Origin of the sequence: Solilutibacter pythonis (genome assembly GCF_003697345.1) — a bacterium.
GTDB lineage: Bacteria > Pseudomonadota > Gammaproteobacteria > Xanthomonadales > Xanthomonadaceae > Solilutibacter > Solilutibacter pythonis.
In genome coordinates, this window is the sequence record NZ_RFLY01000005.1 from 52,531 (window position 1) to 70,398 (window position 17,868).

Genomic DNA, 17,868 nt, shown 5'->3' on the forward strand with positions numbered 1-17,868 from the left:
ACGTCATCGAAGCCGCCCATGTCGCCCTATCTGCACCAGCTCGATCCCGTTGCCGCCCAGCTCGGCCCGCTCAAAATCCACTGGTACGGCCTGATGTACCTGCTGGCCTTCGCCAGCGCATGGTGGTTGGGGCGTCGGCGTATCCGCCAAGGCCGCCTGCCAGGTATCGACGAGACCGCCTTCGGCGACCTGCTGTTCTACGGCATGCTGGGCGTGGTGCTGGGCGGGCGTGTCGGCTACATCCTGTTCTACGATCTACAGACCTACCTCGCCCACCCGTTGCAGGTGTTCGAGGTGTGGAAGGGGGGGATGAGTTTCCACGGCGGCCTGATCGGCGTACTGCTCGCCGCGCTGTGGTGGTCGGGCAAGCACCGGCGGCACTTCTTCGACGTGATGGATTTCGTCGCCCCGCTGATCCCGCTGGGGCTGGGCTTCGGCCGGCTCGGCAACTGGATCAACGGCGAGTTGTGGGGCAAGCCCACCGATGGCGGCTGGGGCGTGATCTTCCCGGGCGCGCTGCCCGCCGAGATCGCCACCCTGCCGGCCGGTCCGCTCAGGGCGATGTACGAATCCGGCATGCTCGACCAGTACGCCCGCCATCCCAGCCAGCTCTACCAGATGGCCTGGGAAGGCATCGTCATGTTCGCCGTGCTGTGGTGGTATTCCTCGAAGCCGAGGCCGCGCTATGCGGTGAGCGGGATGTTCGCGCTGCTCTACGGTGCGTTCCGCTTCGCGGTGGAGTTCGTGCGCCTGCCCGATGCCCAGCTCGGCTACCTCGCCTTCGGCTGGCTGACCATGGGGCAGTTGCTCAGCCTGCCCTTGATCGGGCTGGGGCTGTACTGGCTGTGGAAGTCGCGCTCGCAACCCGTGTCGCAGCCGCGGCTGCCGCCGGAGAAGCGCTGATGCGCCAATACCTGGAGCTGCTCGATCACGTTCTTCACCACGGCGTGGAGAAATCCGATCGTACCGGCACGGGCACCCGCAGCGTGTTCGGCTGGCAGATGCGTTTCGATCTGCGTGAAGGCTTCCCGCTGCTCACCACCAAAAAGCTGCATCTTCGTTCGATCGTCCACGAATTGCTGTGGTTCCTGCGGGGCGAGACCAATATCGCTTCCCTGAAGCAAAACAAGGTGTCGATCTGGGACGAATGGGCCGATGAAAACGGCGAACTGGGCCCGGTCTACGGCAAGCAGTGGCGGCGCTGGGCCGATGGCCGGGGCGGCGAGATCGACCAGATCGCCTGGTTGGTGGACGAAATCCGCCGCAACCCGGATTCGCGCCGCTTGATCGTGAGCGCCTGGAACGTGGCCGACCTGCCGGATATGGCGCTGATGCCCTGCCATGCGCTGTTCCAGTTCTATGTGGCCGATGGCAGGCTCAGTTGCCAGCTCTACCAACGCAGCGGCGACATCTTTCTCGGCGTGCCGTTCAATATCGCCAGCTACGCATTGCTGACCCACATGGTTGCGCAGGTCACTGGCCTGGGGGTGGGCGATTTCGTCCATACGCTGGGCGATGCGCATCTGTATTCCAACCATTGCCGGCAGGCCCGCGAACAATTGGCGCGCCTGCCCGGCCCCCTGCCCAAGCTGCGCCTCAACCCGGAAGTGAAGGACGTTTTCGGTTTCCGTTTCGAAGACGTCGAGATTCTCGGCTACCAACCGCAGGCGGCGATCAAGGCGCCGGTGGCGGTGTGAGTGTCGCGCTTGCCCTCGTCGCCGCGCTCGATCGCGCTCACGCCATCGGCCGGGGCAACGCATTGCCCTGGCGCCTGCCCGATGACCTCGCGCGCTTCAAGGCGCTGACGCTCGGCAAGCCGGTGCTCATGGGGCGCAAGACCGCCGAGTCGCTGGGCCGTGCCCTGCCGGGGCGGCGCAACTTGGTGCTGACCCGTGGCGGCAAGGCGCCGTTTGCCGGGATGGAAGTGGTGGCCTCGCTGCGCGCGGCGCTTGCGATGGCAGAAGCCGATGGCGCGAAGGATTTGGCGGTGATCGGCGGAGGCGATGTGTTCGCGCTCTGCCTGCCGTTGGCCGAACGCCTGCATCTGACCTGGGTCGATGCGACTACCGCCGATGCCGATGCGTATTTCCCGCGCTTCGATGCGGCCGGCTGGCGGGAAACCGCCCGCGAGCATCATCCGGCCGATGCCCGCCACGCCTACGCTTTCGATTTTGTCGATTACGCCCGTACCGATCGCGGCTGAGCCGTGACCGGCTGATTTACCCGCTTGCGTCGGCGGGTGGCGGCAGCTCGATTTCCGCTTCGAACACCCCCTCGGCGTGGCGGATATGCAGCTTGCCCCGGCCATCGCCGGCCGCCTCGATCCGCGCGCGGGTGGCGGCGATCCCCACCCGGTGCCCGGCCGCCGCCGCATCGGCATCGGCCTGCGATGGCGTGGGATTGCGTACACGTAGCCGCAGCCCCCCGTCGTGGGTGTCGCCGGTGATTGCCAGTACGCCTCCCCCCGGTATTTGCTCGATCCCGTGCCGCACCGCGTTTTCGGCCAGCGTCTGTAAGGCCAGGGAGGGGATCGGCAGCTCCGGTAGTGGCGAGGGGAGGTCCCACGCCAGCCGCAGCCGCTCGCCCAGCCTGAGCCGCTCGATCTGGAGATAGCGCTCGGTCAACGCCACCTCCCGTGCCAGCGTGTGCTCGCCCTTGCCGGAGAGCGCCGCCCGGAACAGGTCGGAGAGGTCGAGCAACACCCGCTCGGCCTGATCGGGCTGGACGTGCACCAACGCCGTGGCGGTATTGAGCGTATTGAACAGAAAGTGCGGATCCACGCGCGCGCGTAAGGCGTCGAACTCGGCCTGCTTGAGCCGGAGGGCCAGTTGTCTGGATTCCCATTGCGCGCGTAGTGCCAGCAAGCCGATGAGCGTCGCGGAAAAGATCGATATGAAGAAGCGGATGCCGCCCCGCCACCAGTCGCTTTCGCTGATGCCCCAGAGGCTGCCGGTGGTCTGCCAGGACAGCCAGGTGGAAGCCAGTGTGACCGCCAACAATGCCAGCAATGCGAACGCGATGACCTCGCGCGCGCTGCGTTGGCGCAGATCCTTGCGTAGTAGAAATAGCAGCGACAAGGTGCAGAGGATCACCCACTGCACCGCGAACGACAGCAGCCCGAAATGAATCAACCGTGCTTCCCCGGTTCCCGAAGCCAAGGCGAGCGTCAAGGCCAGCAGCCCACCAGCCGCGAAGATTGACAAAAGCGTGTTCGGCTGCCAGAGCACGTCGACGGGGTGGGAGAGCGATCGCATCGCCACATGTTAGCCAAACAGCGGCGCCTGCCGCTTGTCGGGGTGTCGATGCCGTCCATCCGCCGTGTCCGTTGGCCTCGATGTCAATCGGATAACTTGCACGAGGAATCAGAGGGGTGATGCGTGTACCTGCCGCGAAAAAAAATGTATGGCTTTACGCTGCTCGAATTGATGGTGACGGTCGCCGTGATCGCGGTCGTCGCTGGGCTGGCGGCGCCGAGTTTTGCCGAACTGACCCGGCGCAACCGGCTGGCGACGGCGGCCAACGAGATGGTGGCCCTGCTTCAGTTCGGCCGCATCGAGGCCATCAGCCGGCGTGCCGCTATCAGTGTCTGTCCCAGTGCCGATGGCGGGAGTTGCTCCAATGCCATCGGCAATCGCTGGATCGTGTTGTCCACGAAAAATGGCACCAACCAGGTTCTCCGCGACCTCAACCTCCCGGCCCAGGTCACACTCCGCGCCAGCGCCAATCTTCAAGGCGCACGAAATAGATTCACCTTTTCGTCCAATGGATTCTCGTCGGCCGGCAATAACGCCAGTGGCACCCTCCGCGTATGCGTGCCGGAGCTGGGGGGGGAGAACAGCGTTGATGTCAGCGCCAGTGTTGGCCGGATCAATACCACGCGCCAGCGCGGAACGGCTGCTTGTTCCGCGCCGGCGGATAATTGAGGTTTACTCGGATGAAAAACTATCAGCGCGGTGTCGGATTGCTCGAAGTGTTGATCGCGGTGCTCGTCCTGTCGATTGGCCTGCTTGGGATTGCCGCGCTTCAGGCCATTACCTTGCGGAATACCGGCAGCTCGGCCAGCCGAACCCAAGCGGCCGTTCAGGTTTATTCGATGATGGACATAATTCGCGCCGACCGCGCCAACGTGGCGGCTTACAACACCAATATTTTTATTTCGGGAGACGGCACCGGCAAGCCTGGCACGATGAAGGGCTGGCTTGATGGTCTCAAGACCACGGTCGCCCCGGATGCCGAGGGGAGGGTGATTTGCATTGCCGACAAGATGCGTTGCAGGGTGGGAGTGAAATGGAATGACGAACGGGCGACTGGAGGAAAAGGCACCCCGGGAGAAGTCGAAATCGAGAGCCAGCTATGAAACGACTTCGCGTTAGTGCCGGTCAACGGGGCTTCACCCTGATTGAGCTGATGATCGCCCTGGTGCTCGGCCTGGTGGTTGTGGCGGCGGCGGGTGGCATATTCATTTCCAACCGCAGGGTGTATGGCACGACTGAGTCGATCAATCGCATCCAGGAAAATCAGCGCGCGGCGTTCGAGCTGCTGGTGCGGGATATCCGGGAGGCGGGCGGCAACCCCTGCCTCCGCTTTACCGCAAGCAATACGCCCGTCGTACAGCTGACAAGACCGGATGCGCTGTTTTGGCAGCGCTATCCCGCTGGGATTTTCGGCGTGGATGCAAGCAGCCCGACAGGGTCGGATAGCATCTCCATCTATCACGCGGGTGATAGCCTGTACAGTGTCGCGGAGCATAAGTCTCCCACCGATGCGATTACCGTGGATACGACGGGTGGCTTGAGTAACGGTCAGGTGCTCATGGTTTGCAATGCGGATCACGCGATTGTCTTCTCGGCCAGTGGCGTTACGTCTGGCGGGAAAACGATTGGCCATGACGGCGCATTGAATTGTGGCAGGGGCCTGACGCCAACACCGGACTACAGTCAATGCAAGGCTGCCTCTTCGGGGCCGGGCTACTGCTTTAAGGTGCCGGGCGTTCCGCCAGGCAAACCGACGCCAAGCGATACCGCGAAGTGCCCCAGGGGGATTGGCAGGTCGCCCGCGTTCGTGGTGGTGCCGAGTGGCGCGCAATGGACGGTTGAAAGCAATGGGCGCGGGGGAACCTCCCTGTATCGAACCGTGCTTGGCGTCAGAAATGAGATTGCCGAGGGGGTAAGCAGCATGCGGCTGGCTTACAAGGTAGGCGCGACTCCGAATTACTCGTCGGCCGCGACCGTGACTGCCGCAAATGCGTGGATGCAGGTAACGGCGGTGCATGTTCAATTGAAATTCGAGGCGGCGCAAGGCGCCATGACACGGGGGGATGTCCGTGGGACGGATAATGCGACATTAAGCCGAACCATGAATGATTATGTCGTGCTCAGGAACCATGTGGATATCCAGTAATGATGAAAGCGGCTTCCGGTTATTACCCAGTTGAACGCCAGCACGGCGCGGCGTTGATCGTGGTGCTTCTGCTGTTGTTGATCGTTACCCTGCTCGGGCTTGCCTCGATGCGCGGCGCAATCATGCAGGAGCGCATGGCGGCGGCCACCATGGCGCGCAGCGTGGCCTTTCAGGGCGCGGAAGCGGGGCTGCGGCAGGCTGAAATCCTCATCCGAGATGGCGGCAAACCACCCACTTTCCCCAGCGCCGGTTGTAGCAAGGGGCGCTGTGCGATGCCGGCACCCCCCAATCAACCCGCATGGATGGCCAATGGCTTCTGGGACAGGGGTAATGGCTTCCAGAAAGGTGCGGTTGTCGGGGTGGGAAGCATGGCGGTCACGCCAAAGTTCGTCATAGAGGATTTCGGCACGGTTTCCGGTGTGGGGGGCTCTGAATGCATCGATGTATCCAAGCCCTGCATCAAGACCGCGATCCAGAATGTTTACCGTATTACTTCTTATGCCTCGACCTCCAATGGCGGCGAGGTGATTCTACAATCGATCTACCGGCGCTGATGGAGCGTGTCATGAAAATCATTGGGCATAGACCTTTGTTTAAGCGCTTTTCCGAGCGCATTACCATAGGCTTTTTTGCTGCCGCCTGTGTGTTGGGCGCCATGCCAGTGCATGCGACCACTTCGTTTCCGCAAGAGCCATTGCTGGTTGGCAAGGGCAGCATTCCGCCCAATATTCTGCTGATCATGGATGATTCCGGTTCAATGTCTTGGCCGCATATGCCGGATAATCAGGATAAACTTAGTGGTAATTACTATGATCGTACATATGTAATCAATACGCTTTATTACAATCCGCAAAAAACCTACAAGCCATGGCGTACGGCCGGTACGGGATTGGACGACCGTCTTGCCGAGGCGAATTTTAAGGCGGTAGCTAGCGACAGCATAAGTGTTAGTGCTAGAACGGTCGATCTCAGAGGGAGTCCTGACTCCTATTTCTACGTGCCTAAGCCAGGTGTTGTTAATCCGGGCTGGAATGCCGCCAATTATGATACCTATCGGGTAGGTGCTTCTAATTCGTCGAGTAGCTATCAGGGAGGGGCGGTTCAGAAAAAAGGAGCGACGACCACTGTAATTGTGCTTAATGGTTTGGAAGATGTGCGTCCTTGGAAGTATTCCGCATGTTTTGCAGTGGATGCAAGTTCCATGGAAGAACTGACTATTAACACGTATGGAGGCAGCGGCGATGGAGATATTTATATTTTTCCCAATGGGAACTGTAGTGGGAGTTATGTGGGTGTAAGTAAGGGGTGGAGCAACACCGAGACTTATACTTATGTTTCGCCACCTCCGCGAGTCAGCTTTTATATATATTCAGGCATTAGCGGGGCTAGCAGAATTAATTATGCGGTTTCGGGTCGGCGTAGCTGGCAGGAAGTAACGCCAACTGGCCGGACTCAAAAGGATGAATTGCAGAACTTCGCCAATTGGTTTCAATATCATCGTACCCGCAGCAAGATGTCCAAGGCGGGGGCTTCCGAGGCATTCGGCAAGCTGGGAAAGAATTATCGAGTGGGTTTGAATACGATCTGGAATAATAACTTTTATCAGATTCCGTCCACTAATAATGATGGATTGTTCGAAGGGGAAAATCGTTCTAATTTTTACAAAAGGCTGCATGCGGTAGGTGCGGGCGGTACGACGCCTTTGCATGGCGCTTTGCAGCGTGCCGCATGGTATTTCCGGACTGATTCGCCGTGGATGGATACAAGTGGAGAAAAACTGACGTGCCGGCAGAACTATGCCATCCTCACAACGGATGGTTATTGGAATGAAAAGCGCTATGCCCATACGGGCTACAGCTCGGTAGGAAACGCGGATCGTTCTGCTGGATATCCATATGCTGATAGATATAGCGACACCTTGGCGGATGTGGCTTATGAATATTGGAAGACGGATCTACGGCCGGATATGGTGAACAACGTCCCGACAAGCTCGGCTAATTCGGCCAACTGGCAACATATGGTCACTTTTGGTATCTCCATCGGTCTCAAGGGGACGCTTGACCCCAGCGGGCCCGTGCCTTCGGTATGGCCCGATCCAACAGATAAAGAGGATGCTGAGCGCATCGACGATCTGTGGCATGCGGCGGTCAATGGCCGTGGCCAGTTTGTGGTGGCCAGTGATACGGATAAGTTCGCGGAAGCGCTCAGTAGCGCTTTGAAGGCAATCGATAGTCGTAACGCTTCAGGTTCCAATATCGCATCGAGCTCCACCAGCACGGAAACGACCACCTTGACGTTTTCCGCCGCCTTCACTTCGTCCACTTGGGTGGGGGATCTCAGTGCGAGTCCTTTCAATGCGGGACTGACCGGCGTGTCGTCGAGTGCGAAATGGAAGCTTTCGGAGACCTTCGGCCCTACTGGGGTTAATAAGGACTTCGTCAACCGTACCGTGTTGACCACCAGCCAGGCTGGAAAGCCTGTCGTATTCGACACCTTGATGCCTGACGCCAGTTTGCTCAGGGACGCGGAAGAAACCACGACTGGGACTACGACTAAGACTGTGGTCAAGGTTACGGAAGCCGATAATATCCCCTATCTTAGAGGCGATAGCTCAAAAGAGCAGCCCATCGGCTCGCTGAGAAAGCGGACGTACCCGCTTGGCGATATCGTCAACTCGTCACCGGTATATTCCGCGGATTCCGATACCGTTTACGTTGGCGCCAACGATGGCATGCTGCATGCTGTCGACAGTTCGAACGGCAGAATCCTTTTTTCGTACGTACCCAAGGGGCTGGATTTCAAAAGCATGGCGAGCTTGAGTTCGCCCACTTATTCGCATCGTTACTTTGTCGATGGTCAGATGGATGTGATAAGCAAGTCCGATCAGGGATATAACAAAAATATTCTGGTTGCCGCCTTGGGGCGCGGTGGGCGCGGTGTGTTTGCACTGGATGTCACCAGTCCTAAAACAATGGCTGTCAGTAATGTTTTGTGGGACCAAACTTTCCAGACCCCGAAAGCGCCGGCAACCGACCCGGATGGGGACATGGGATATGTCCTGGGTAATGTGCGAATCCGTAAAGGCAATGGCGGAAAGACCTATGCCCTGGTGCCGAATGGTATTGATAGCCCGAACGGCTCGGCGGTGTTGTATGTCTATGAGCTTGGTTCTGCGGGGCGGATTACCCAAACTACGAAGCTGAAGGTGACTTCGACGGGGACTAATGGCCTCATGTCGTTGGGCATGGCGGATCTCAACGGGGACGGTACCGTTGATACCGTTTATGGCGGGGATTTGCAGGGCAATATCTGGCGCTGGGACTTTAGTGGAGCCAACCTGCCGACAAGCGCTGTCAAGCTGTTCACGACACTGACCGGGCAGCCGATTACGGGAGGGATCGGTGTTGGCCGTGATTCCAGCGGTAATATTTCCGTGGGTTTTGGCACTGGCCGCTTCATTTCCGACAGCGACGTGCCTGGTGCTACTGGCTATACGGTAAAAAATCAGAGCATTTATGGAATCATCGACAAGGGCACGGCGGTCAGTGGTCGCGACGATTTGCAGAAACGTACTATTCCCTATTCAGGCACTGGTGCGTCGGGTGAGCCTTTGCGTGGTTTCGAGAACTATTCGCCACTTCCCCTTGGCAAGATGGGGTGGTATATCGATCTTGACGATCCGGAAAGAGTGATTTCCGCGCCGACAATCTATGGTTCCGCAATGTTCTTGACCTCGGTTATCCCAGGTAAGAGTGCGGGTGGTTGTGAAAGCCATGCGGGTAGTGGTTTCAAAAATGCCATTGATTTGTTTACGGGGACAAGTCCATCCACTGGCAGTTTCTTCACATTGCCCGGGACCGTTTCCGATGCAAAAGGTCGCAATGGGTCGATTGGTTCTGTCGGTGTTGTCGGCGGAATGCCGACCGAAATCAACGTCACAAGCTCGCTTGTCACGGTGGGCACGGGTGCCGGCCTGGGAACGTCGAGTACAGGGATCAATCCACTTTCGGGTGGCGTGCCAAGCCGTGTGAATTGGCGTGAAGTCGTGCCACAGTAATCTTGCAAGGTATTCGAATGTTGTGATTGATCCCGAGGGTTTGTTTTCTGTCTGTCTGCCATAGCTTGCTTGCCATCATGTATTTTTGAACTACGCCAGGCCGTGATTGAACCAAGGCGGACCGAGACATTTCGCAAGTGGCGCATGAAGCTCAAGGATGAGCGGGCCCGCGCCGCGATTGTTTTGCAGCCTGATCCGGTTGGCCTACGGCCATGCTGGTGATGTGGAGCCAGTTGGACAGAGAGTCAGCGAAGTGTGCATTCACTACAGTCCAGGCCATTGGGTGTACTTTCAACGGCGTGGCGACACGATCATCGTCTTGCCATTTGGTGGCGATAAAAGCACGTAGGCGAAGGACATCACGACTGCCAAACGCTTTGTTGAGGAATGGAGCGAACGACCATGACCGAGAAACTGACTACCTGCGATCCGGCCGAAGACTTGACCCCTGGCCAGGCGATTGCTGACTCCATGGCCGGGGCGTTCGAGACGGATGACTCCGGTTTCATCACCCGCGCCAAGGACTTGACGCAGTCTGGCCAGGCGATTGCTGACTTTATGGCCGGGGTGTTCGAGACGAATGACTCCGGTTTCATCACCCGGGCCTTGGGCGTCGTCACCCGCGCCAAGGGCATGACGAGGATCGCCCACGAAACCGGGCTTTCCCAGGAGCAGCTTTGCAGCTCTTTCAATGAGGACGGCAATCCGACACTGCGCACCATGCGCGTCGTCATGAAGGCGCTTGGAATCGAACTGACAGCCAAGACGGCCGCCACCCACTGACTGGAACGTGCCAAGGAGGGGCGCCGCACTGTCAGATCAATTACAGAATCCGAATATCCTTTTAAAAATGGAACTCAAATGAACCGGTACATCAAAGGCTTTACATTGATCGAACTGATGATCGTGGTAGCGGTCATCGCGATTCTTGCGGCGATTGCTTATCCGTCCTACACGCAGCACGTCCTCAAGACGCGGCGGGCGGCGGGGGCGGCTTGCATGATGGAGCGGGTGCAGTTCATGGAGCGTTACTACACGACGAATATGACGTATGTGGGGGCGGAAGCGGCCTGGCCATCGAGCACCTGCGAGACGGAGACGGCCGCGCACTATACATATTCAGCGCCTGCTAAAACCACGACTGCGACTACCTTCATCGTTCAAGCTAAACCTAAGGGCGCTCAGTCGAAGGACACGCAATGCGGAACGTTGGGGATGAACGAAAGAGGACTGAAAACGGTGAGTGGTTCGAAGAGCGCCACCCCGAACCAATGCTTCTGAGCTGAAGGGGCGAATGTCGGCTGCCGGTGGAGCGAGCAGCCAGCGCGTATCGTGCGGGCCGCCATATTGATCCCGGCGAGCAAGGGGTAGGGATACCCGATGGGCATGCCATCGCTTTGCGATGATGGTCGTGCCGGGGTGGCTTGTGGGTGTCCGGCGCGGGCTTTTACCCGGCTTATGTGCGCTGGTGGATATTTTCAAACGCGGCGGGCGTGGGCCGTGACTCGCGATCAGTAATGCTGCTCCACCACCAGCACTTCGCTGCGGTCAGTCACCAATTCCTCGCGCAACTGTTCTTCCATCGCCCGTCGGTGTGAATCGGCGGGTTTTTCGCGTGCGGCGAATTCCAATGCCGAGGCGCGATTCTTCCACGTCTGGGTGACGCGAAAGCTCCATTGGTCTTTGTTCGCGCTGAGCTGGGGTTGGGTCAGGCGCAACGATGACAGGCGGCCGGATGCTAATTCGGCTTGCAGCGTTGGTAGCCGGGTTTTCTTGAACAAGGCGATGAACTGGCCGTTGCGGCCAGGCTTGATCCAATAAGTCTGCTCGACCACGAACGGAATTTCCGCCACGGTTTGCGCGAAGGGCGTGGCTGGAATGGCGAGCGCGGGCAGCGCCAGCGCGAGGCATGGGAGGAGTCGTTTCATTGGCCTGCTTGTGGGGAGTGGGCGTCAACTGCCGGTGGCGCGCAGGGTCTCCTGTGGCCAGCGCTCAAGCACTGCGGCGTGAATGCCGGCGGCGTCCAGCCCGGCTTCGGCCAGCAGTTCTTCGCGGCTGGCGTGGTGCTGGAAGGCGTTGGGCAGGCCGAGGTGCAGGATTGGCAGGGAGATGCCTTCGGTGGCCAGCAATTCGGCCACCCCGGCGCCGGCGCCGCCGGCGACCACGTTGTCTTCTAGGGTGACGAAGCCTTCGTGCGTGCCTGCCAGTTCCAGGATCAATGCACGGTCGAGTGGCTTGACGAAGCGCATGTCGACGACGGTGAAATCGAGTTTTTCGCCAACCGTTCGCGCCGCCGCGACAATGGCGCCGAAGGCGAGCAGGGCGATGCGTTGGCCTTGCCGTTTCACTTCCGCCTTGCCGACCGCGATCGCGTCGAGCGACGTGCCGGCGGCGATGCCGGTCCCAGTACCGCGTGGGTAGCGCACCGCCGTCGGACCTTCGTGCTTGAAGCCGGTGGACAGCATCCTGCGGCACTCGGCTTCGTCGCTCGGCGCCATCAGCATCATGTTCGGCACGCAGCGCAGGTAGCTGAGATCGAGGTTGCCGGCATGGGTCGCGCCATCGGGCCCGACCACGCCGCCACGGTCGATGGCGAACAGCACGTCCAGATTCTGGATGGCGACGTCGTGTACCAATTGGTCGTAACCGCGTTGCAGGAAGGTGGAATAGATGGCGACGACGGGTTTGGCACCCTCGCAGGCCATGCCGGCGGCCAGCGTCACCGCATGTTGCTCGGCGATGGCGACATCGAAATAGCGCTCGGGATATTCCTTGCTGAAACGCACCAGCCCCGAGCCTTCGCGCATTGCCGGGGTGATGGCAAGCAGCCTGGGGTCGGCGGCGGCCATATCGCACAACCAGTCGCCGAAGACATCGGTATAGGTCGGTTTTTTCGCCGTGCCGGGTGCGGAGACCATGCCGAGTTCGGGGTCGAACGGCGACACGGCGTGATAGCCGATCTGGTCGGCCTCGGCGCGTTGGTAGCCCTTGCCCTTGGTGGTGATGACGTGCAGCAACTGCGGGCCTTTCAGGCCTTGCAGGGTCTTCAGTGTGGACACGAGCGTATCCATGTCGTGGCCGTCGATCGGGCCGGTGTAATGGAAGCCCATTTCCTCGAACAGGGTGGAGGGCACGAACATGCCTTTCCAGTGTTCTTCCCAGCGCTTGACGAAACGCGCGGGCTGGCCATCCTTGTCGCCAAGCAGCTTCTTGCCGCCTTCGCGCAGGGCGTTCAGCGTCTTGCTGCCGGTCATGCGCCCAAGCATGCGGGTGAGGCCGCCGACCGCTTCGCTGATCGACATGCGGTTGTCGTTGAGGATGACCAGGAGGTTCGGCTTCTCGTCCATGCCGCCGGCGTGGTTGAGCGCTTCGTAGGCCATGCCGGCGGTCATCGCGCCATCGCCGATGATGGCGACCACGCGACGTTCGTTGCCGGCGCGGGCGTTGGCGATCGCCATGCCGAGCGCGGCCGAGATGGAGGTGGACGAATGGCCGACGCCGAAGGGGTCGTATTCCGATTCCTCGCGCTTCGGAAAGGGCGCGACGCCGTCCCTCTGCTTGACGGTGTGGATGCGATCGCGGCGGCCGGTCAGGATTTTGTGTGGGTAGGCTTGATGACCGACATCCCAGACCAGGCGGTCGTTCGGCGTGTCGTAGAGGTAGTGAAGGGCGGTGGTCAGCTCGACCACGCCGAGGTTGGCGCCGAAGTGGCCGCCGGATTTGCCGGCGGATTCGATCAGATAGGCGCGTAGCTCGTCGGCGATGGCGGGAAGTTCGCTTTCGTCGAAGCGGCGCAGTTCGGCCGGGGAATCGATGCGCGACAGGCGCGGATAACGCGAGAAATCGATCATCCGGCTATTTTACGTCCGCCCAGATGCGCTTGCGTGTGGCGGAAGTGAAGGCGTCTTGCCGGCGCGTTGCGCCGGCCGGGCATCCTCGCGCCGTTCAAGCGAGATACCGATGGGGTTTTCTGGGCATCTGCGCGCGCAGGAATTCCATCTGGTCGGCGAGGATGTTGCGGTTGGAGAGGATCAGGTGTTCGATCCAGCTTGGACGATACGGCACCGCCAGCAAGGGCATCCCGGCTTGCTGCGGGGTGCGGTTGCCCTTGCGCGAGTTGCAGTGGTAGCAGGCGGTGACTACGTTCTCCCAGATGTCGCGTCCGCCCTTGGACACCGGCATCACGTGGTCGCGGGTCAGATGCTGGCGGGCCGGACGTTCGCCGCAATAGAGGCAGAGGTGGGCGTCGCGGGCAAATAGCGAGGTATTGGTAAGTGTCGGGGTCGGGGCCAGGTGGCGGCCCCGGGCATGGCCACGGGCGGCGATGATCGGATGCAGTTTGAGTGTGCTGCGTTCGCCGGTTAGCCGCGACATGCCGCCGTGCACGGTCAGGCAGGATTCGCCGAGCGTCCATGCCACCGCGTCGCGGGCGTACAGGCAGGCGGCCTGTTGCCAGCCGATCCAGTCGAGCGCGCGGCCGTTGGCATCCAGCGCCAGAAACCGAAAACCGGCGCGGCGGCCGGATATCGGGGAAACGACGGGAGCAACGCCCGGTCCGTGCCCGGAGCCGGTGTCGATCAGGCGTAGCGTGGCGCTATCGGTACCCATCGGAACCACAGGTTATACGTCTTTGTTGACGTTTTGTGTATCCCGTGGCGATACTGGGCGAGGCCCGGCATCCTGTGTCACGAGAAAGGGGAGGTCAGCCGAACGCGTCCGCGTCCAGCCCCATCAAGTTGCCGACGCCGCTGTCGATCGCCGCTTTGTGCGCCAGGGTGCGTGGCAAGAGGCGGGCGAAATAGAAGCGCGCAGTCTCGCGTTTGGCGTCCTTGAATGCCTGTGGGCGCGTGGAGGCGTCGGCCGCCGCTACCGCTTTCGCCCACCAGCAGGCCAGCGCGACGTAGCCGGAATAGAACAGGTAATCGCAGGCTGCGCCGCCTATCTCGTCGGGGTTGCTGCTCGCCATTTGGCCGATTTCCCGCGACAACGCCTGCCATTCGGCCAGTTTTTCTCCCAGCGCAGGCAGAAATTCGGCCAGAGCCGGATTACCGGCTTCCTGGGCGATGAAGGCTTGGGCGTCCTTCAGGAACACGCGAAGACCTTCGCCTTTGAGTTGCAACAGTTTGCGGCCGACCAGGTCCAGCGCCTGGATGCCGGTGGTGCCTTCATAAAGGGTGGTGATGCGGGCATCGCGGGCGAGCTGCTCCATGCCGTGTTCGGCGATGTAGCCGTGGCCGCCGAAGCATTGCAGCGCCAGCGAGGTGCATTCGTTGCCCCATTCGGTCAGGCAGGCTTTGACGATGGGGGTGAGGAAGCCGACCAGTGCGTCGGCCTCGGCGCGCGCGGCGGCGTCCTCGCCGTGCCCGGCGATGTCGACGTTGAGGAAGGCGTGGTAGCCGAGCAGGCGTCCGCCTTCGACCAGCGCTTTCTGTGTCAGCAGCATGCGGCGCACGTCGGGGTGGACGATGATCGGGTCGGCCGGTTTGTCCGGGTACTTCGGCCCGCTCAACGCCCGCATTTGCAGGCGCTCGCGGGTGTATCGCAGCGCGTTTTGATAGGCGCGATCGGCCAGCCCCAAGCCTTGCAGCCCGACGGCCAGGCGAGCGGTGTTCATCATGGTGAACATGGCCATCAGGCCCTTGTGCGGTTCGCCGACCAGCCAGCCTTCGGCGCCATCGAAGTTCATCACGCAGGTGGCTGAACCGTGGATGCCCATCTTGTGTTCGAGCGCGCCGCAGCGCACGGCATTGCGCTCGCCCATTGCGCCGTCTTTGCCCACCTTGAACTTGGGGACGACAAACAGCGAGATGCCACGGCTGCCCGCCGGGGCATCGGGCAACCTGGCGAGCACCAGATGCACGATGTTCTCCGCCATGTCGTGTTCGCCGGCGGTGATAAATATCTTGGTGCCGATAAGGGAATGGCTACCGTCGTCGTTTGGCGTCGCACGGGTGCGCAGTAGGCCGAGATCGCTGCCCGCCTGCGGCTCGGTCAGGCACATGGTGCCGGTCCAGCGGCCCTCGACAAGCGGCTTCAGGAAGATTTCCCGCTGCCATTCGGTGCCGTGGTGGAGCAGGGCTTCGGTGGCGCCGTGCGAGAGCAGGGGGAAATTGCCCCAGGCCAGATTGGCGGCATCGATCATTTCCTTGATGGCCGCGCCCAGCACGTGCGGCATGCCTTGGCCGCCGAATTCCGCCGGCGAGTTCAGCCCCGGCCAGCCGCCTTCCACGAACTGGGCGTAAGCCGCGGCGAAGCCTGCCGGCGTGGTGACGTTGCCGCTGTCCTTGTCGAAACCGCAACCTTGGTCGCCGATGGCGTTCAGGGGTGCCAGCACTTGCCCGGTGAAGCGCGCGCCTTCTTCCAGCACGGCATCGACCAGTTCGCGGTTGGTCTCGGGCTGGCCGATGCGGGGGAATACGGATTCGACTTTCAGTACGTCGAACAGGTCGAAGCGGATGTCATCGAGTGGGGCGCGATATTGGCTCATATATATGTCGTGGAGGTGGGCGGATATTCAGCGCAGCACGCCGGGTAGGCCGGGGGCCGGGTTCAGCGCGCTGCTGCGTTCGAGGCGGAAAGTGCGGAGGCTGCCGGAATCGGGCGTGGCGGCGATCTCGCCCTTCAGCGAATAGGCGACACCACGGCCACCGGCCAATGCGTCGGCGGCTTGCAGGCGGGCTTCGGCCGTGGGGGTCAGTTTGAACGTCACGACATCGGCCGATTCCGGGCCGATGTCCAGCGCCGGTGCGGCGGAGAGGTCGCCGGCCTTGGCACCGCCAAGGCTGAGCGCGAGATCGATCCGTCCGAACCGCATCGATACGTTGCTGTAGTTTTGCAAGCGCAGTTCCACCGACCAGTTGCCGCGCGCGTCGATGGTGAGTTGCTGGATGCTGGCGGCGGGCTCCGATACGCGGCGTCCGCCCGAGGTGGCGCAGGCCGCGAGGGCCACGATCAGGGCGAGCAGGGCGATAAGCCGCGATGGCTTCATCCGTCCGATTCCGTATGCGATGGTTGGGATAAAGGATAGCGCGAAGCGGCAGCCGACCGATGCGAACGTCCGCCAGACAAGCGCGGGCGTTCGCATCGCCTCGGGGCGGGATTACAGCAACCCTTCCGCCTTCAGCGCCGCTTGCACGCCGAGGTCGGCGGACATGCGCTGGTGGAAGGCCGAGAGATGCGGCAGGTCGTCGAGCGCGATCCCCAGCTTCTTCGCCCAGCCCATCGTCACGTACAGGTATGGGTCGGCGAAGCTGCGGAAGCCGGCCAGCCAGTCGCCGGTTTCGCCAAGACGCTGGTCAACCGTCTCGTAATGGCGGCGGACGCGTTTCCGCGCCAATGTCTTGACGGTTTCGTAATGCTCGCTGCCCTGCATGAACAGGCCGGGTGCGAACAGTGGCGTGAATGCCGGATGCAGGTCGGAATTGCAGAACGCCAGCCAGCGCGTGGCCTCCGCCCGCTGGCGCGGGCTGCCATCACCGGCCAGTCCGGCCTCGGGATAACTATCGGCGATGTAACCGAGGATCGCGGCGTTCTGAGTCAGCACGAAATCGCCATCGACCAATACAGGCACCGTGCCGGCTGGGTTGATTTCAAGAAATCCAGGCTCTTTGATCTCGGCTTGGCTGACGAGCTGCACTTCGAACGGCTGGCCGGTCCATTGCAGGGCGATGTGGTCGGCGGTCGAGCAGGCGCCGGGTTTGCTGTAGAGCTTCATGGGAACTCCTCGGGGCTTGGGGGAGTTCCATCTTGCCTTCGATATCGTTAGGAAACGATGTCGGATCCGCAACGCAGCGTTGCGTCGCGGGGAGTGATCAGCCGCGTTTGTTGCGCAATGCCTGTACCTTGAGAAAGGTATGGTCGCCGATGGTGGCGACCTGGTAGGCATTGCGCCAGCTTGGGCGGGCGATGTCATGGGCGAGGAAGTGGCTGGCACCGGGGACGATTTCCCTGCGCTGGCCCAGCGGCAGCGCCCAGTTCCGCTCGGCGTCGAGCGCGATGGTCACTGCCTGCGCCCATGCCTGGGTGTTGCTGAGGCGGGTCTGTGGCGAGACCAGCGTGGGTGCGAACTGTTTGCGCGCGGTGACTACTTGGCACATGGTGTCGCCCCACAGACCACTGTCCTCGCGGCGCAGCGCGACTTCGGCGACCGCTTGCTGGCCGCGTGCCGGCTGGTTGCGGGCTTCCAGGTACAGGGTGGCCGACAGGCACAGCGAGTCGCCGGCTTGCGGGGGCAGGATCGAAGCGAACCAGAGGATCCAGGCCAGTTTCATCGTCGTACTCCTTATTCGTTGCGTTGCGAGGGACGTTGGCAAATGCCGTCGAAACTGCAACCTGGCGTTGGGGGAGGGCGGCGGCGCGATCTGAGTGCGCAGCTAGGTGCCCAAGGTGGCCGACTCTCGCGTGATGGACGA

Annotated in this window: 17 protein-coding genes and 1 pseudogene; 10 read left to right on the forward strand and 8 right to left on the reverse strand. The window is 61.3% G+C overall.

Going from position 1 to position 17,868, the window contains the following annotated elements; all coding sequences use genetic code 11:
• The first annotated feature begins 18 nt into the window (after nt 1–18).
• Genes lgt through EBB59_RS04605 form a run of 3 tightly spaced genes read left to right on the forward strand, consistent with a single transcriptional unit; the run spans nt 19 to nt 2,203 of the window.
• Nucleotides 19–903 carry a prolipoprotein diacylglyceryl transferase gene (gene lgt, locus EBB59_RS04595; RefSeq protein ID WP_122100978.1) on the forward strand — a complete coding sequence of 295 codons (885 nt, stop codon included), beginning with the start codon at nt 19–21 and terminating at the stop codon, nt 901–903.
• Nucleotides 903–1,697: a thymidylate synthase gene (locus EBB59_RS04600; RefSeq protein WP_122101070.1), complete on the forward strand. Its 795-nt coding sequence runs from the start codon at nt 903–905 to the stop codon at nt 1,695–1,697. Before lgt ends, EBB59_RS04600 begins: the two co-directional genes overlap by 1 nt.
• The gene (locus EBB59_RS04605; protein ID WP_122100979.1) at nt 1,694–2,203 is read left to right on the forward strand and encodes a dihydrofolate reductase; all 510 of its coding nucleotides are present in this window, start codon (nt 1,694–1,696) and stop codon (nt 2,201–2,203) included. The genes EBB59_RS04600 and EBB59_RS04605 overlap by 4 nt, the downstream gene beginning before the upstream one ends.
• 16 nt (nt 2,204–2,219) lie before the next feature.
• Here EBB59_RS04605 and EBB59_RS04610 read toward each other — a convergent pair whose 3' ends face one another.
• Nucleotides 2,220–3,254, reverse strand: coding sequence for a sensor histidine kinase (locus EBB59_RS04610; protein WP_122100980.1), 1,035 nt, complete (start codon nt 3,252–3,254; stop codon nt 2,220–2,222).
• Nucleotides 3,255–3,377: 123 nt separating this feature from the next.
• Between EBB59_RS04610 and EBB59_RS04615 the strand changes: the two genes are divergently transcribed.
• From EBB59_RS04615 to EBB59_RS04650, 7 genes are all read left to right on the forward strand, one after another.
• Nucleotides 3,378–3,923: a GspH/FimT family pseudopilin gene (locus EBB59_RS04615; protein WP_147455508.1), complete on the forward strand. Its 546-nt coding sequence runs from the start codon at nt 3,378–3,380 to the stop codon at nt 3,921–3,923.
• Nucleotides 3,924–3,934: 11 nt separating this feature from the next.
• Nucleotides 3,935–4,357 carry a type IV pilus modification protein PilV gene (gene pilV / locus EBB59_RS04620; protein ID WP_122100981.1) on the forward strand — a complete coding sequence of 141 codons (423 nt, stop codon included), beginning with the start codon at nt 3,935–3,937 and terminating at the stop codon, nt 4,355–4,357.
• On the forward strand, nt 4,354–5,400 hold the full coding sequence (locus tag EBB59_RS04625) for a prepilin-type N-terminal cleavage/methylation domain-containing protein (RefSeq protein WP_122100982.1): 1,047 nt from the start codon (nt 4,354–4,356) through the stop codon (nt 5,398–5,400). The genes pilV and EBB59_RS04625 overlap by 4 nt, the downstream gene beginning before the upstream one ends.
• A 2-nt stretch (nt 5,401–5,402) precedes the next feature.
• On the forward strand, nt 5,403–5,954 hold the full coding sequence (locus EBB59_RS13755) for a pilus assembly PilX family protein (protein ID WP_158601711.1): 552 nt from the start codon (nt 5,403–5,405) through the stop codon (nt 5,952–5,954).
• 11 nt (nt 5,955–5,965) lie between these two features.
• Entirely contained in the window at nt 5,966–9,457 is a 3,492-nt protein-coding gene (locus tag EBB59_RS04635; protein WP_158601712.1) for a pilus assembly protein, read from the forward strand.
• A gap of 402 nt (nt 9,458–9,859) precedes the next feature.
• Complete coding sequence (locus tag EBB59_RS04645; protein WP_245979049.1) at nt 9,860–10,240, forward strand: addiction module antidote protein; 381 nt, start codon at nt 9,860–9,862, stop codon at nt 10,238–10,240.
• A 78-nt stretch (nt 10,241–10,318) separates the two neighbouring features.
• Complete coding sequence (locus EBB59_RS04650; protein WP_122100984.1) at nt 10,319–10,738, forward strand: type IV pilin protein; 420 nt, start codon at nt 10,319–10,321, stop codon at nt 10,736–10,738.
• Nucleotides 10,739–10,968: 230 nt separating this feature from the next.
• Here EBB59_RS04650 and EBB59_RS04655 read toward each other — a convergent pair whose 3' ends face one another.
• The 7 genes and pseudogenes from EBB59_RS04655 to EBB59_RS04685 form a co-directional block, all read right to left on the reverse strand.
• Nucleotides 10,969–11,385 (reverse strand): hypothetical protein, encoded by a 417-nt coding sequence (locus tag EBB59_RS04655; RefSeq protein WP_122100985.1) that lies wholly within the window; start codon nt 11,383–11,385, stop codon nt 10,969–10,971.
• A 24-nt stretch (nt 11,386–11,409) separates the two neighbouring features.
• Entirely contained in the window at nt 11,410–13,308 is a 1,899-nt protein-coding gene (gene dxs, locus EBB59_RS04660; protein ID WP_122100986.1) for a 1-deoxy-D-xylulose-5-phosphate synthase, read from the reverse strand.
• A 94-nt stretch (nt 13,309–13,402) separates the two neighbouring features.
• A pseudogene (locus EBB59_RS04665) lies at nt 13,403–13,960 on the reverse strand (HNH endonuclease); the annotation flags it as partial.
• A gap of 199 nt (nt 13,961–14,159) precedes the next feature.
• Nucleotides 14,160–15,944: an acyl-CoA dehydrogenase C-terminal domain-containing protein gene (locus tag EBB59_RS04670; protein WP_122100988.1), complete on the reverse strand. Its 1,785-nt coding sequence runs from the start codon at nt 15,942–15,944 to the stop codon at nt 14,160–14,162.
• A gap of 27 nt (nt 15,945–15,971) precedes the next feature.
• Nucleotides 15,972–16,445 carry an LEA/WHy family protein gene (locus EBB59_RS04675; protein WP_122100989.1) on the reverse strand — a complete coding sequence of 158 codons (474 nt, stop codon included), beginning with the start codon at nt 16,443–16,445 and terminating at the stop codon, nt 15,972–15,974.
• A 111-nt stretch (nt 16,446–16,556) separates the two neighbouring features.
• A complete protein-coding gene (locus EBB59_RS04680; protein WP_122100990.1) occupies nt 16,557–17,171 on the reverse strand; it encodes a glutathione S-transferase family protein in 615 nt (204 codons plus the stop codon).
• A 97-nt stretch (nt 17,172–17,268) separates the two neighbouring features.
• On the reverse strand, nt 17,269–17,727 hold the full coding sequence (locus EBB59_RS04685) for a cell wall hydrolase (RefSeq protein WP_122100991.1): 459 nt from the start codon (nt 17,725–17,727) through the stop codon (nt 17,269–17,271).
• Between the last annotated feature and the right edge of the window lie 141 nt (nt 17,728–17,868).